This is a genomic window from Bacteroides sp. LFL-34 (genome assembly GCF_027257075.1).
GTDB lineage: Bacteria > Bacteroidota > Bacteroidia > Bacteroidales > Bacteroidaceae > Bacteroides > Bacteroides ovatus.
Genome location: NZ_JAPQKZ010000045.1, coordinates 1 through 16,048 on the forward strand (window position 1 = coordinate 1; position 16,048 = coordinate 16,048).

Annotated in this window: 7 protein-coding genes; all 7 read left to right on the top strand. The window is 38.9% G+C overall.

The annotated features are described in order from the left end of the window. Window positions 1-143: 143 nt before the first annotated feature. The gene (locus tag N5O98_RS21495) at window positions 144-3,371 is read left to right on the top strand and encodes a SusC/RagA family TonB-linked outer membrane protein (protein ID WP_269496021.1); all 3,228 of its coding nucleotides are present in this window, start codon (window positions 144-146) and stop codon (window positions 3,369-3,371) included. A gap of 20 nt (window positions 3,372-3,391) precedes the next feature. Beyond that, a complete protein-coding gene (locus N5O98_RS21500) occupies window positions 3,392-4,807 on the top strand; it encodes a RagB/SusD family nutrient uptake outer membrane protein (RefSeq protein WP_004324639.1) in 1,416 nt (471 codons plus the stop codon). A gap of 13 nt (window positions 4,808-4,820) precedes the next feature. Further along, entirely contained in the window at window positions 4,821-5,276 is a 456-nt protein-coding gene (locus N5O98_RS21505; protein WP_004304925.1) for a hypothetical protein, read from the top strand. Window positions 5,277-5,288: 12 nt separating this feature from the next. Continuing rightward, window positions 5,289-8,090: a M16 family metallopeptidase gene (locus N5O98_RS21510; RefSeq protein ID WP_004304924.1), complete on the top strand. Its 2,802-nt coding sequence runs from the start codon at window positions 5,289-5,291 to the stop codon at window positions 8,088-8,090. Between the two features lie 48 nt (window positions 8,091-8,138). Beyond that, the gene (locus N5O98_RS21515; RefSeq protein WP_225450265.1) at window positions 8,139-9,641 is read left to right on the top strand and encodes a hypothetical protein; all 1,503 of its coding nucleotides are present in this window, start codon (window positions 8,139-8,141) and stop codon (window positions 9,639-9,641) included. A gap of 100 nt (window positions 9,642-9,741) precedes the next feature. After that, window positions 9,742-11,265, top strand: coding sequence for a calcineurin-like phosphoesterase C-terminal domain-containing protein (locus tag N5O98_RS21520; RefSeq protein WP_118161281.1), 1,524 nt, complete (start codon window positions 9,742-9,744; stop codon window positions 11,263-11,265). A 269-nt stretch (window positions 11,266-11,534) separates the two neighbouring features. Continuing rightward, the gene (locus N5O98_RS21525; protein ID WP_182423463.1) at window positions 11,535-16,046 is read left to right on the top strand and encodes a translocation/assembly module TamB domain-containing protein; all 4,512 of its coding nucleotides are present in this window, start codon (window positions 11,535-11,537) and stop codon (window positions 16,044-16,046) included. Window positions 16,047-16,048: the final 2 nt, after the last annotated feature.

The following is a 16,048-nucleotide window of genomic DNA, read 5'->3' on the forward strand; positions in this document are numbered from 1 at the left end:
TGGCTTTAGTGCCATTAGCAAAGATATAGGAATGTATTATCCAAACCTATTCATCCTATAACAGAATGATTTACAGAATAAAAAACTGTATTTTTAGGATAATGCTGGGGTTTGGATAATTCTTGTTCGTTGGTGAAGATTATATGCAAGAGAATTATAAGGTAACGTTACATTTGAGTGGTGTTTCTGTTAGTACATTGTTTAATGAGATCCAAAAACAGACCAAACTGGATTTTGTTTATAATACAGAATTATTGGAGACTATAACACCGATTTCCGTTACGGCAGAAAAGGAATCAGTTTTTGATGTTTTGAATCGTTTGTTTAATGGAACAGGTTTTATTTTTAAAAAGTCTGGCAATATTATCACTGTTAATAAAAAAGAAGAACTACAGCAGGATGATAAATTCTTAGTAACAGGAGAAGTAAAGGATGATACCGGTGAACCATTAGTCGGTGTAACTATACAACAAAAGGATACTCGTAATATTACGATAACGGATATGGATGGACGCTATTCAATTCAAGTGTCTAGTAAGGCAGAGGCTTTTTTAACTTTTTCATTTGTGGGGATGAAAACGAAAACAGTACCCGTTAAGGGAAGAGTACTTAATGTAAAACTTGTTCAGGATGCGATTTCTATTGATGATGTCGTGGTTGTAGGAGCGTATGGTACAGCACAAAAGAGGCTAGACCAAGTCGGTAGTGCTTTTCAAGTGAATGCTGACCAGTTAAAAGCATTACCAGCTTTACGAGTGGATAAAATGTTGGATGGCTTGATTCCGGGAGTGAAAATTGATCCGAATACAGATTCACCGGATAATACACGTGCACGTTACAATGTAAGGGTTCGTGGAGATGCTTCTCTATCTGCTTCGAACGAGCCATTGTGGGTTGTGGATGGGACTCCTATTTATACAGGTGAACATACTAATTTGATTCCTGGAATGAGTACGACTATCAGTCCGTTATCTTTTATCAATCCTGATGATATTGAGTCAATAACAGTATTGAAGGATGCTACGGCAACTTCCATTTACGGAGCGAATGGTGCAAACGGAGTCATATTGATAACAACTAAAAAAGGAAAAGAAGGTGACTTGCGTATTCATTTAACGGCTCAATATGGAGTTGCAAAGATTGATAAGAGTACTAGTCCGAAAGTTCTGAATGCCAATCAATATCTAATGTTAGCTAAGGAAGCTTATCAAAATGCAGGGAACGATTTAAAATACTTTCCCTATACTGATAATGAAATGAACAAATACAGCCTTACAAATACAGATTGGACAGATGTGTTTTATGATACCGCTAATACTTTTCAAACAAATTTATCTTTAATGGGAGGGGCTCGGAATACAGCGTATTATTTATCAGCTTCTTATTTAGAGAATACAGCAACGGTGAAAGGGAATAAACAACAGCGTTTTTCTATTCGTTCTAATTTGGATTTTACTTTTCTTCGAAAGTTTAAGGTCTCGGTTGATCTTGCTACTTCTTATAATGTGAATGATTTGTTTAATCCAGGAAGGGATTATTATGAGTACTTACCGATATTCGAACCATATAATGAAGATGGAACTTTTCGTCTTTACAATAAGGTTATATCCGGAAAAGAAACGGATGGAAGCCCTAAATGGTCGGAGAACCGTTTCTTGAACAGTGTAGCGGAAAGGGAAGAGAATATTTATAATCAAAAGACTTTATATACGAATGCCAATTTAATGTTGAGATATGATATTCTTTCAGGGTTATCTTACACAGGACAATTTGGTGTTGATTATCAGTCAGGTAAGGAAGAAATTTATTATGCTCGTACTAATTGGTCCGGAATGACGAGCGCTGATGGTCCGATAGGTTATTCCACTAGAAACTCATTAAATATGATGAACTGGACTACTGTACATCGCATTAATTATAAGCAGTCTTTTGATAAACATGATATAAGTGGATTATTGGGGATTGAGGCTGGTTCACAGGACTATGTGACACTTGGAGTTACAGGGTCAGGCTTCATTAATGATCATATTCAAGATGTGTCTTATGCAAAAGAGCGTAAAGGGACTAATACTAGTAAGACGAAACGCAAAGCTTCTATGTTAGGGCAGCTTAGTTATTCTTACGATCATCGATATTATGTGACATTAAATGGACGTAGAGACGGAAATTCACAATTTGGGTCAGATGTACGCTGGGCTAATTTTGGTTCTATAGGAGTTTCTTGGAATGTTCAGAATGAGAGTTTTTACAATATTCCATGGATGAATATTTTGAAAATAAAAGCTAGTTATGGGGCAAATGGAAATTCCCGCTTAGGTTCTCAGGAAGCTCTTGGCTTATATTCTTATGGGGAAAGTTATTCTTATGCAGGAGAAATAGGTGGTGTTATGTCGGGCTGTCCAAACAGCCGTTTGAGTTGGGAAACTACTTATATGACAAATATAGGTGTTCGTGTACGCTTGTTCGATCGTTTGGATATAGAAGTTGAAGGGTATCATAATAAGACAACTAATTTGTTGAGTAATTTAGATGTTTCTCGAACGACAGGTGATACTCGTGTGTATAGAAATGTAGGAACAATATTAAATAAAGGGATTGAAGTGACTATAACTAGTCACAATTTCCGGCCGAAGAAAGATGGTGATTTCAGTTGGTTAACTGATCTGAATCTAGCACATAATAGTAATAAACTCTTAGAGCTATATAATGGCATTCAGAAAAATATGGGTGAGATGGTTTGGAGGGAAGGATATGACATACATACATATAACTTAGTGCGCTGGGCTGGAGTTGATCCTCGTGACGGAGCACCTTTGTGGTATGATGCAAAAGGGAATATAACACGGATTTACAGTACGGATAACCGTGTCCCGTATAAGAGTTCAACTCCTGTCCTAGCTGGTGGCTTGACAAATACTTTAACGTACAAAGATTTTAGTTTGCGCTTTATGTTCAATTATTCAATAGGAGGCTACGGATTTACATCTTTCGGTAGGGCAAGTAATTCGGATGGGTTGAATATAATGACGGAAAATCAGTCTATTGACCAGTTGAATCGTTGGCAAAAATCCGGCGATTTAGTGCTGAACCCTAAACCAATATGGGGTGTCTCTACTCAGTCGGTGATGAACTCTACCCGTTATTTGTATAACAAAACTCAGGTTCGTTTGCAGAATCTAGTATTTTCCTATCGAATTCCCCGGACAATTCTACATTCGACTGGCTTAAAAGATTGTTCTATTTCTTTAATTGGAGATAATTTATGGGTCTGGACCCCTTATTCGGGAAAGGATCATAATTCTTATAAAACATGTATGAGTGGTTATCCGATGGAAAGATATTTCTCGATAGCACTAAATGTAGGATTATAATTAAATAGGTTTAAGATAACATGAAAAAAAGAATATATCTACTAGTCGGTGCTTTATGCATCATTATGCAATTGGTTAGCAGTTGTACCAATTTTTTAGAAGTTGAAGAAAAAGGAAAAACAACAATCCCTTCATTCCTTTCAGATCCTGACGGACTTAATGCAGGGCTGGTTGGCGCATATAATAAGATGTATGCTTATTATGACAATGAGTTTACAAAATATCCGGATGTTGCCGGAAATATGTTGTCAATGAAGTATGTCTCTGCAGGAGCAGATATGCTTGATCAGTATAATTTTACTTCTGATGCTTTACAAGAGACAGGAGCTGTAGGGTATATTTGGCGTAAAATATATGAAGCCTTGGCAAATGTGAATAATGTAATTCAATATCAGCCTCAGGTGATTTCAGCTTATCCGAATGCAAAGGATATGTGTCAACGTATTCTCGGAGAAGCTTTATTCTTGAGGGCATTGTGCCATTTCGATTTATGTAGGGTATATGCACAACCTTATAATTACACGTCAGATGCTTCACATTTAGGAGTTCCTATTCTATTAAAAACTCCAGGTCCCGATGATAATGTTTCCAGGGAGAGTGTTAAGAAAGTATATTTACAAATTTTAGCAGATTTGGAACGAGCTGCCGATTGTTTCAGGGGCATTGAATCAAGTGGAATATATTATGCTTCTTTACAAGCGGTCAACGCATTATATTCGAGAGTCTATTTGTATATGGAAGATTGGAATAACGCCCTGAAGTATGCAAAACTGGCAATTGGGACAGGGAAACTGTCTCAAGGAGATACCTATTTAAATATGTACCAGGATCTTTCTACTACGGGAGAAGCTATCTTTCGATTGAATGGAATAGATCAATCAGGAAAATTAAAGGCTTTTTATGATGCTTCCTGTGTTCCTGCAGATACATTATTTACGTTGTTCGATGAAGGAGATATCCGTCTTGGCTTACTTAGAAATAAAGATGGAATAGCTTATTGTTCCAAATATTATTCTCTAAAACAGCCAGATAATCAAGTGAATAGGGATGATCCATTTGTTTTCCGTCTTTCCGAAATGTATATGAATGCTGCTGAAGCAGCTTGGCATCTGAAAGATTATACAGCTGCTTCCGGATATCTTAAATCTATTTTGGAGCGTGCTGTAGATACAGACTATGCAGTCAATACACTTAGTCAATATTCAGACGCAAAACTGATACAACTGATAGAGAAGGAACGTGTAAAGGAACTCTGTTTTGAGGGACATAACTTCTTTGACATTATACGCTGGAAGCAGGATCTTAAACGTGAGGAAAATACGAATTCTTCAGTGGAAAAGATCGTTTATCCTAGTGATTATTTTGTATTGCCTATTCCGCAAGTAGAATTGAATGCGAATACAAATATGCAACCCAATCCGACAGTAAACAATTAAAAATAAATCATTTATGAGATCACTATACTTTATATTACTAATAAGCTGCCTTTGGGCATGTACTACTGATGAGAAAGAGCCTTATGATACGCCTTTTATTCATATTATGACAGATAAAGGTGTATCTAAAGTTATTGTCAAGTCGGATGTGAATAACATTAATACTTATAGTGTGTATCTGAGTTCGAAACCTCTGACTGAGAATCTGGAAGTGAACTATCAAGTCATAGTAGGAGATGGTCTGAAATCCGGTGTTGATTTTGAACTGGTAACAAAGGGTAGTACATTAACTTTTCTACCGGGTATTTATGATATGCCCATACGCATCCGATGGATGCCAAATCATTTAGATGAGAACAAAGACAATACAATAACCATTCGTTTGACTGGCAATAATCAAGGACTGACTATGGGGCTTCCAGGTCCCGACGGTTTACAGCGCGAACTGGTGATAGAGAAACAGAATTAATGAAGGAGTAGAATGAAAAAGTTTTTATGGCTGATTTTTATAGGCTTATTGCTAAGCCCTGTTGTATACGGGCAATCATCGGAGTTCTTACAGTATGATAAGAATCTGATTGTAAGAAAACTGGATAATGGATTAACCTATTATATTTACCCGAATACGAATCCCAAAGGGGAAGCCGTTTATCGTTTGTTTGTGAAGGCTGGTTCCGTCATGGAGAAGGAGAATCAACGAGGATTGGCTCATTTCCTAGAACACATGGCATTTAATGGTAGTTATCATTTCCCCTCTGATGGTATGGTTCGTTTCTTAGAGTCGAAAGGAGCCAAATTCGGGAAAGATTTAAACGCGCACACCTCGTTTAATGAGACTGTGTATAAATTGCAGTTGCCTTCATCCAATCCTCAAATGGTAGATTCAACATTAACTATCTTAGCTGATTGGGCAGGCGGGCTTTCTATCGATTCAATGCAGGTAGAAAAAGAACGTGGAGTTATACTTTCGGAATGGTTGTCGAAGAGAGATGCCAAACGCGATAGTGATACAGCTTTTCTATTGGAGCTTCTGAATAGTTCGCACTATTCCGAACGAATGACTATTGGTGATACGGCTGTCATTAGAAACTGTAAACGAGAGGATATTCTGGATTATTATCAAACATGGTATCATCCTTCACTAATGGCTGTGGCCGTTGTAGGTGATATAAATCCTGAACAGGTTGAGACGCTTATAAAGGAGAAATTCGGGAAACTATCGTCTCTTGCCTCTCCTATTTGGAAGCAATGCCACATTCCTGTTTATAAAAAGGAAGCGGTAAAGATACTTACCAATGAATCGCTGAAAACAATAGAATTGGATATGATTCAGTTGCTGCCACTTTCAAAACCGGTTCAGACAGCAAAGGATTATAAGGCTTATTTGACCCGAACATTATTGAATCGCCTTTTTAAGATGCGAATGAATGCTTGGGCTTTTGAAAATCCTTCTTATAGGAAAGCCAGTATTCAGTACTCAAGTTTTCTGAATGCAACTGGAGTATTGCTATGTTCGGTAGAACTACTACCTGGGAAAATGGAAAAAGGTATTTCGGAGTTTATTGCACAGCAACAGCAAATCTTTCGTTATGGGTTTACTGAGACGGAAATAGAACGTGCCAAAAAGGTTATTTATAATAACTTGGAGAATAAACTTCAAAATCAGCAAAATCCTGCTTCCGTTGAATTAATGAACGATATTTATGCCGATTTTTATGTAGGAAACAGATTTACCTCATTACAAGAAGAGTATCGATTAGTTCAACGATATTTTCCAGAACTAGACTCTGTTGCTTTGGTTAGGAATTTGGCAAAAGTATATTCACCCCAAAAGATGCATTATCTATTGCGAGCAAATGAAAAAGCTAATAAGGAAGTGAATGGAGATGCGACTTTGATGTCAATTATAAAAGAAGCCAGAAAACAATCTTCGAAACGGTATAATAAATATTTTTCTGTACCGGATGAATTATGCCAATTACCGTCGGGGGGACATATTGTCAGAGAAGAAAATATACCAGAGATAGGAGCTGTGTCTCTTTGGCTAAATAATGGCACGCGCATTATATTTAAGTCTTCAGAACTCGATAAGGGGAAGGTGTTGTTGACTGGTTTTCGGAAAGGAGGGCTTTATTCTTTAGATTCTTTACATTATTATACAGGTCTATTCGCTCCCAGTATTATTTCACTTTCTGGAGCCGGAAATTTTTCAAGGGATGCATTGAACTATTTTCTGGCAGGAAACTCTGCTTCTATGCGTCTACTTGTTGATAAGACACGTACTGGGCTAGCTGGAGTATCGCAGGTAAAGGATATGGAAACAATGTTTCAACTACTCTATACCAAATGGATGTACCCTCAGTTGGATACAGCAATTTGTAAACAAACAATAGAGAAGACAAAAGAAAATTATCGTGTCAAGCAAAAAAGTCCGACGGAGTTTTTTCAGGAAGAACTAATGTGGCTTTTGAACGGACGAAATTACACAAATACAATACTTTCTGATTCTTTAATAACACGATATGTAAAGCAAGAGGATATGCTTCCTCTATTCAATCGTTTTTATGGTGCAGCGAAAGATTACACATTTGTTATTTTGGGAGACTGTACTATACAGGATATAAAGCCGTTAATCACTACATATATTGGTGGATTACCTAAAGGATCGAATGATACGGATTGGTGTTATACAGAACGTAATATACCTTATAAATCCTGTTCATTGATACGTCACACGGGGGATTCTCCTAAAGCATCAGTTTCATTGATTTTCCAGCAAGACAGTTTGTTAGAGGAGTTTAGCTCATTCACATTGAAATCGAATGTAATGAAAGCGATGTTGCGCACTTGTTTACTTAACCGTTTGCGTGAGGAAATGGGAAAAGTCTATAGTGTAAGCGTAGCTTCGAGTGCGGGTTTATATCCTTCTTTCTTATCACGAACGATGATTGGATTTGTCTGCTTGCCAGAGGATGTTGATAGTTTGGTTAATGCTACACAAGAAGAATTACAAAGACTTTATGAATATCCGGAATCATTTGACGGTATATTAACGGATGTTAAACGTAATCTTTTGAAAGATTTTGAATTGGATAAACAAAAAAACTCTTTTTGGACTTCTTGGATTCGCAATTCCATATTCAATCAACAGGAGGATTGGAAATATCTGAATAATTATGCACAAACAGTAAATAGTATAACAGCAAAAGATATTTCTTCTTTTGCAAAATCTTTATTGAGCACTACTCCCATGATAAAAGCTGTGCTTTACCCTAAAAATTAGTAATAATATGATTGTATAACAGGACTCCGGTCCACAAATATTTATGGTATGAATAGAATGAAAGATTTATTTTGGATGGCAGTAATTGTTTTGTTTGCTGCGTTTTCATCTTGTTCGGATGACAAGAATGATGGGACAGATGAAGGAGTTGAAGCTAAGCTGTTAACCTTTGGGTTTTATGCTGAAGATAATTCAAGTATATTATCAGATGATTATATAGCTACCCTATCTTCCACAACAGCTAAGGTTACTATGCCTGCATTTATAGATAAAAGTGCACTTGTCGCTCGCTTTACGACGAACGATGGTAATATCGTCTTGGTAGATGGAGTTACACAAGTTAGTGGTGCTACTGCCAATGATTTTACAGCTCCTGTAGATTACATTGTTAGTAATGGAAAACAGAATGTAAAGTATACGATAACAGTTGCTAAGTCTTCTAATATGGCTTGGGTAAGAATGCCGGACTTTACAGCGACATCAGTTTTCAGTGGATCTGTTTTAAAAATAAACCCGGTGGATCAAGTTCCATATCTTGGTTTTAAACTAAAAGAAGAAGAGAAAATGGCTGTCATAAAACTTGTTGATGGTACAACTTGGACAGCAGTTGGTTCTTTAGAAGGCTTTGGAGGAGAAGTTAGTTTGTCAAATTATGATTTTGATATTGACAAGGATGGAATTCCTTATGTCGTTTATTCTGATAACAGTGCTACCACAGTTGCAGGTGCTGCGTCTTTAATGAAATGGAATGGGACTACCTGGAATTATGTAGGTAATCAAGGATTTGTAAATGCTCAATCTCAGCAATTACATTTAAGAGTATTAGATAATGGAGAGACTATTGTTTCACAAGTGAACAATAGCAACAAAGTTTCTTTTCCAAGGCGAGTGTTAGTTATGTCTATTTATCAGAACAGTTGGGCGAGTAGTGAATTACCACTTTTGGCTTCCGGGACTCCAATCTATAATTGTAATCTTGCTAAGACAGAGCATGCTGCCTATCTGTTGGTGGTTAACCGTGGGGCAGTAGCAGGCGTAAATTATGGTCATTCAGTATATGAATATAAAAATGGAACATGGAGTATTCTATTAAATAACTATGTAGAACCAAATGCTACTCAGACTGGTATTGTTGGATTGGATATTGAAGCAGAAGAAAATGGTACACTTTATATCTTAACAAGTGATGATGCAGTGACATCAGGTGTGTATAACTTGAGACTAAAGAAATATGATCCGGTAACAAAACAATGGTCCACAGTAGGAGGAAATCCATTGCCTTTGGATTTTAAAACCTCAACTTCAACTTCAGTGGCCATATCAATAGCTCCTGATGGTACTCCTTTTGTTGCCTACAGAGATGAACAAGATCAAGATTATCCAAAGGTTATTTATTTGGATAATGAAACTAAGCAATGGTCAGATCCTCATAAATTAGCAGATATTGCTTCTAGTAATTTGAATATAGCTTTCTCCTCCACAGGAGTTGGATATATTTCATTTACAGATGACAATAACCATGCTATAGTTTTTAAATATACAGATAAGTAAACGTTATGCTTTTAATAAAATAATGTAAATGCGAGGAAGGGTATAGATGGTTTTTATCTTAATATATCCTTCCTTGTTTTTATCTTAATAAGATGAAAAAATGAAAAAGTTCATGATTATATATATATTCTTCTTATTAGGCAGTTTTGTTTCCACAAAATGTTTGGCTCAAGATGTTGCTTGGATAGAAGGTTGTGTCTATGAAGATGGTAATCAAAATGGGATTCAGGACAAAGGAGAAAAAGGTATTTCGGGAATAGCCATATCTAATGGAGATACTGTTCTACTTGCAGATAAACAGGGACATTTCAGAATCAGACTTTCTAAGGGAAACAGTATCTTCCCGATTCTTCCGAATAATTGGACACTATTGTCTAATCAAATAGTAAATTCAGGATTTTATTATTGGAATAGTCATGGGGATACCGAGATGCAACAAATCAATTTTGGATTGAATAAGAAAAAGGTAAATAAGCATTTCTCAATAAACGCAATAGGAGATGTACAAGTCGGTAATTCTCAGGAGTTGGATTATGCTTCCCGTTCTTTATGGCCAGAACTTTTGCAAGCAGATTCGTCTTCGTTCAATATATTTTTAGGTGATTTAGTGAATAACAATTTAAATTTATTTCCCGCTATCAAACAGATGATGGAACTATTGCCTGTACAATCATGGACAGTTATAGGTAATCACGATCGGGATGCTGATTCTATAAGGATTAATCAAACCTTTTCATATAATACAGCTTTTGGATCAGCGACTTATGCTTTTAACGAAGGAAACGTACATTTTATTGTTCTAAATAATGTCTATGGTAAAGGAACACGTTCTTATGTAGGGAAGATTTCTGATAGTCAATTGCGCTTTGTCTCAAATGATCTGAAACTTGTACCTAAAAATGCTCAGATCGTACTTTGTATGCATATTCCATTAGTACATACTACTAATTCATCCGCATTGATTGAAATATTAGAAGGACGAGGGAATGTTTTAGCTTTGACTGGGCACATGCATCAGGTGGAGAGGAATTTTTTACATGGTCAGGATGTTTGTGTACATGAATTAGTAACAGGGGCTTCTTGTGGTTTCTGGTGGGTGGGAGAAAAGGATTGGGAAGGTATTCCGTCTGCTTTGATGCAATGTGGTACTCCTCGTAATTATTTTGTTTTTGATTTTACAGAGAAAGACTATTCTTTCCGGTATAAGGGCATAGGGATGGATGCTTCCCGACAGATGAATATTTGGATTGCAGGTATTGACTCGACAGATGTTTATATCGATGAATTGAGAAACAAACACCAGGGAGAAATGCTTGTAACTGTTTATGGAGCTTCAGATAGTACAATAGTACGTTGTCGTTTGGATAATGGTGAATGGTTATTATGTGAGAAGAAAGAAGAACTTGATGTGAATGTAGCAAGGGTGAGAAGTTGGAATCAGCTAAAAATATATCCAACTCGTTTCAATCGTAGAAATCCGTTCAGAAGGCAATTTTCTCCTCAAATCTGGGGACTACAATTACCTAAAGAGTGCTGCGAAGGTGTTCATTTGATCGCTGTTGAAGCTTCTGATCAATGGGGATTTAAAGCTAGTGGCGAACGCTGCTTTTATTATCAAAGATAGTATTTTTTAAGGAATTCTGTATATCTGTAAATAGAGCCAATATCTGTCTTATTAGACAATCGGATACATTGGGTAATATGACTAACAAGTAACTTCATCTTTTTTATTATGATATAAATGAAGCAATATAAGTCGCTGCTTCTGGTGAAGTCAGAAAAAACAGAATACTTATATTTCTTTTGTTGCAGAACATTTTGCTCCTGTCGTCAACCTTTTTTCGGAATAATTTGTTTACTTTGTGTCACCTTATTTACACTGACACATTTTACATGAAACGAAAATGGATACGTTGGGTAAGCTGGATACTGCTTACTCCTATAATACTCTTTGTAATACTAATGGTATTGCTTTATGTTCCTCCCGTTCAGAATCTTTTGCGTCGGGAGGTTACTGCATACGCCTCTAAAGCAACCGGCATGCAGATTCAGGTGGAGCGGATAGACCTTCGTTTCCCACTTAATCTGTTGGTACGTGGCGTGGAGGTCATTCAACAGCCGGACACCCTTTTGTCTTTAGAAAGCCTCAATGTCCGTGTACAGGCATGGCCGTTGATAAAAGGAAAAGTTGAAGTGGATGAAGTGACTTTGAGCCGGGTAGCCGTTAATTCAGCCGATTTGATGGAGGGAATGAAGATTAAAGGCGTTTTGGGACGTTTCTTCCTGCAAAGTCATGGCGTCGATCTGTCTAATGAACTAGCGGTTATCAATCAGGTCGAACTATCCGACACTCACATGCAGCTACTGATGAATGATACCACAACTACGCCCAAAGATACCACAGCTTCTGCTCCGATCAACTGGAAAGTAGCTCTTCATCAGTTGAAATTGAAAAATGTATCGTTCAGCATGCAACTTCCTGCTGATTCCATGCGTATGACGGCCCATATTGGAGAAGCGGCCATCAATAATGCTCAAGCAGATTTGAAGAATCAATACTACGACTTGAAGAAGTTCTTATTATCGGGAACCTCCGCCAGCTATGATACCGGAACTGCTCAACCGACAGAGGGCTTCGACGCTTCTCATATTGCCGTTCGGGATATTCGCATCGCTCTGGATTCCTTGCTGTATAAAGGGAGGGATATGAACGCAGTCATTCGTGAATTTACCATGAACGAACGCTCCGGATTGAGCGTCACTGCCCTGACGGGTAGAGCCTACTCCAATGATTCTGTTATCTGTGTTCCCAGTTTGAAACTGAACACTCCACATTCTGAAATCGATTTATCTGCACATACCTATTGGGAACTGGTCAACATCCCGACTACGGGCCGCTTATCTGCCCGTCTCAATGCCTATATTGGCAAAGAAGACGTCATGCTATTTGCCGGTGCTCTACCTGAAAGCTTCAAAGAAGCCTATCCATTCCGCCCGCTCGTCATCCGTGCCGGTACGGATGGCAATCTGAAAGAAATGCAGATTTCCCGCTTTACAGTAGACCTGCCGGGGGCTTTTGCATTGGAGGGCGGTGGTCTTTTGGAAAACCTCGCCGACAACCTCACACGCACCGGAACCATCGGTCTGAAAATGACCACTCAAAACCTAAACTTCCTGACCGCTCTGTCGGGAGAAGCCCCTAATGGCACGCTTGTTATTCCTGACAGTATGAATCTGGTGGCGAAAGTGGATATCAAAGGTCCTGAATATAAAGCAAATCTCCGTTTGAAAGAAGGACAAGGAGCTATGGATGTGAATGCGGCCTTAAATACCGCTACCGAAGTCTATAAGGCTGATCTGAAAATAGACAATCTGCAACTTCATAGTTTCCTCCCGAAAGACTCTATCTATGAACTTTCTCTCTCGGCTGCAGCTAATGGTCGTGGATTAGATGTCATGTCCTACCATTCATTTGCCAAATTGAATCTTGCATTAGATCAACTTCATTATGCTAAATACCATCTTTCCGATCTTGATCTGACGGGAGAACTTAAAGGCGCATTGGTCACTGCACATCTGACAAGCGATAATGCTTTATTGAAAATGATAACAGATGCTGAATATAATCTGGCACACAGTTACCCCGACGGTAAAATAACGATTGATGTTACTCAACTGGATTTGCATGAACTGGGAATTATGCCGCAGCCAATGAAGCGTCCGTTGACTTTTAACTTAGTTGCCGAAGCCCGTCGGGATTTAGTTTCGGCACATTTAATCTCCGGTGATATGAAACTCGACTTGAGCGCACGCTCCGGTGTTAATCCTTTAATTCGCCAATCTACTCATTTTGTGGATGTATTGATGAAGCAGATTGATGAGAAAGCATTGAATCACGCTGAATTGCGTAAGGCGTTACCGACGGCAGTTTTCTCTTTCTCTGCAGGGCAAGAAAACCCCTTGGCGTATTTTCTGGCTACTAAAAAGATTGCTTACCATGATGCTTCAGTGAAATTTGGAACGGCTCCTGATTGGGGAATCAATGGAAAAGCCGCTATTCACGCTTTGAAAGTAGACACCTTACAACTAGACACGATTTTCTTTACCGTCAAACAAGATACTACACTCATGAAATTGCGTGCCGGCGTTATTAACGGACCGAAGAATCCGCAATTCTCTTTTTCTACTACACTGACGGGAGAGATTCGTGACCGGGATGCAGAACTGTTGGTAGACTTTAAGAATGGAAAAGGAGAAACAGGCGTACTGCTCGGTGTCAATGCTCGTCCTCTGTTTGAAGGTCATGGAAAAGGCGATGGGTTAGCTTTCACATTAATTCCGGAAGAGCCGATAATAGCCTTCCAAAAATTCCACTTTAATGAAAATCACAACTGGATTTATGTGCATAAGAATATGCGTGTATACGCTAATGTAGATATGTGGGATGATGAAGGAATGGGATTCCGTGTACATTCGGTGCGGGGAGATACTGTTTCTTTACAGAATATTGATGTCGAAATCCGAAGAATCAGTTTAGCCGAATTGAGCAAGGTACTACCTTATTTCCCGGAAATAACCGGTTTGTTCTCTGCGGAAGCACACTACGTACAGACTGAAAAAGATCTTCAGCTTTCGGTTGAATCATCTATTGACGAGCTGACTTATGAACATCAACGAATTGGTGATATAACATTAGGAGCTACTTGGTTACCGGGAGAACAGGGGAAACAATATCTTAACGCCTATCTGAATCATGACAAAGTGGAAGTGATGGTGGCGGATGGTAAGCTGGTTCCAACCCAGACAGGAAAAGACAGTCTGGAAGTAAACGCTACTCTGGAGCATTTCCCGCTACGTGTAGCTAACGTATTTATTCCTGATAAAATGGCTACGCTGGCCGGTGATATGGATGGTAATCTGAATATTGCGGGTAGCACCGAGCAGCCTTTGATAAATGGCGAACTGATATTGGATAGCGTTTCTGTTCTTTCCCGCCAATATGGTGCTAATTTTAGGTTCGACGACCGTCCGGTACAGATAAAGAATAATCGGTTGGAATTTGATAAATTCGCTATCTATACAACAGGAAAAACTCCATTCACGATTGACGGTTATGTTGATTTCAGGGATATGTCCCGACCGATGGCGAATCTGAATCTGCTGGCGCAGAACTATACGCTTCTGGATGCCAAACGCACTCGTGAGAGTCTGGTCTACGGAAAAGTCTTTGCCGATTTCCGGGCAACAGTGAAAGGGCCGTTGGATGGATTGAACATGCGTGGAAACATGAGCCTGCTGGGTAATACAGACGTTTCCTATATCTTGACCGACTCGCCGTTGACGGTACAGGATCGTTTGGGAAGTCTGGTAACCTTTACTTCGTTTAGCGACACCACTACGGTTGTCCAACAAGAAGTGCCGACTGTTTCTTTAGGCGGGTTGGACATGGTGATGATGGTACATATCGATCCATCCGTCCGTTTGAAAGTCGATTTGGATGCAAGCAATGACAATCGTGTCGAACTGGAAGGGGGAGGTGACCTCTCTATGAAATATACTCCGCAAGGTGATCTGACATTGACCGGACGCTATACGTTGAGCGGCGGTTTGATGAAATATGCTTTACCTGTCATTGCTGCCAAAGAATTTGCTATCGATAACGGTAGCTATGTGGAATGGACAGGAAACCCCATGGACCCGATGTTGAACTTCAAAGCAACCGATCGTATCCGTGCTTCTGTTTCCGAGGGAGAGAACGGCGGAACACGTTCGGTTAATTTCGATGTGTCCATCGTTGTCAAGAACCGGTTGGATAATCTTTCTTTTGCATTTGATGTATCTGCTCCCGAAGATGCAACCATACAAAACGAGTTGACAGCCATGGGGGCGGAAGAGAGAGGTAAACAAGCCCTCTATATTATGGTTATGAAAACCTATCTTGGGACCGGACCGATTGGTGGCGGAGGTGGTGGATTGGGTAAACTGAATATGGGTTCCGCACTGAACTCCGTATTAAGCAGCCAAATCAACTCATTGATGGGAAATTTGAAAAATGCCAGTGTTTCTGTCGGTATCGAAGATCACGATTTGTCGGATACGGGTGGTAAGCGTACGGATTACAGTTTCCGTTATTCACAACGTCTCTTTAACAACCGTTTCCAGATTGTAATCGGAGGTAAGGTGTCTACAGGTGAGAATGCGACGAATGATGCGGAATCCTTTATCGATAACATCTCTCTGGAATATCGTTTGGATAGAACCGGAACCCGTTATGTTCGTCTGTTCTACGATAAAAACTACGAGAGTGTACTCGAAGGCGAGATTACGGAAACAGGAGTCGGTCTGGTACTTCGCAAGAAACTGGACAAACTCAGTGAACTGTTCATCTTTAAGAAAAAGAAGTAAGC

Excerpts from the sequence above, each read along its gene's own strand:
- N5O98_RS21500 (WP_004324639.1), top strand. The coding sequence starts at position 3,392 with ATGAAAAAAAGAATATATCTACTAGTCGGTGCTTTATGCATCATTATG.
- N5O98_RS21520 (WP_118161281.1), top strand. The coding sequence starts at position 9,742 with ATGAAAAAGTTCATGATTATATATATATTCTTCTTATTAGGCAGTTTT.
- N5O98_RS21510 (WP_004304924.1), top strand. The coding sequence starts at position 5,289 with ATGAAAAAGTTTTTATGGCTGATTTTTATAGGCTTATTGCTAAGCCCT.
- N5O98_RS21515 (WP_225450265.1), top strand. The coding sequence starts at position 8,139 with ATGAATAGAATGAAAGATTTATTTTGGATGGCAGTAATTGTTTTGTTT.
- N5O98_RS21505 (WP_004304925.1), top strand. The coding sequence starts at position 4,821 with ATGAGATCACTATACTTTATATTACTAATAAGCTGCCTTTGGGCATGT.
- N5O98_RS21495 (WP_269496021.1), top strand. The coding sequence starts at position 144 with ATGCAAGAGAATTATAAGGTAACGTTACATTTGAGTGGTGTTTCTGTT.
- N5O98_RS21525 (WP_182423463.1), top strand. The coding sequence starts at position 11,535 with ATGAAACGAAAATGGATACGTTGGGTAAGCTGGATACTGCTTACTCCT.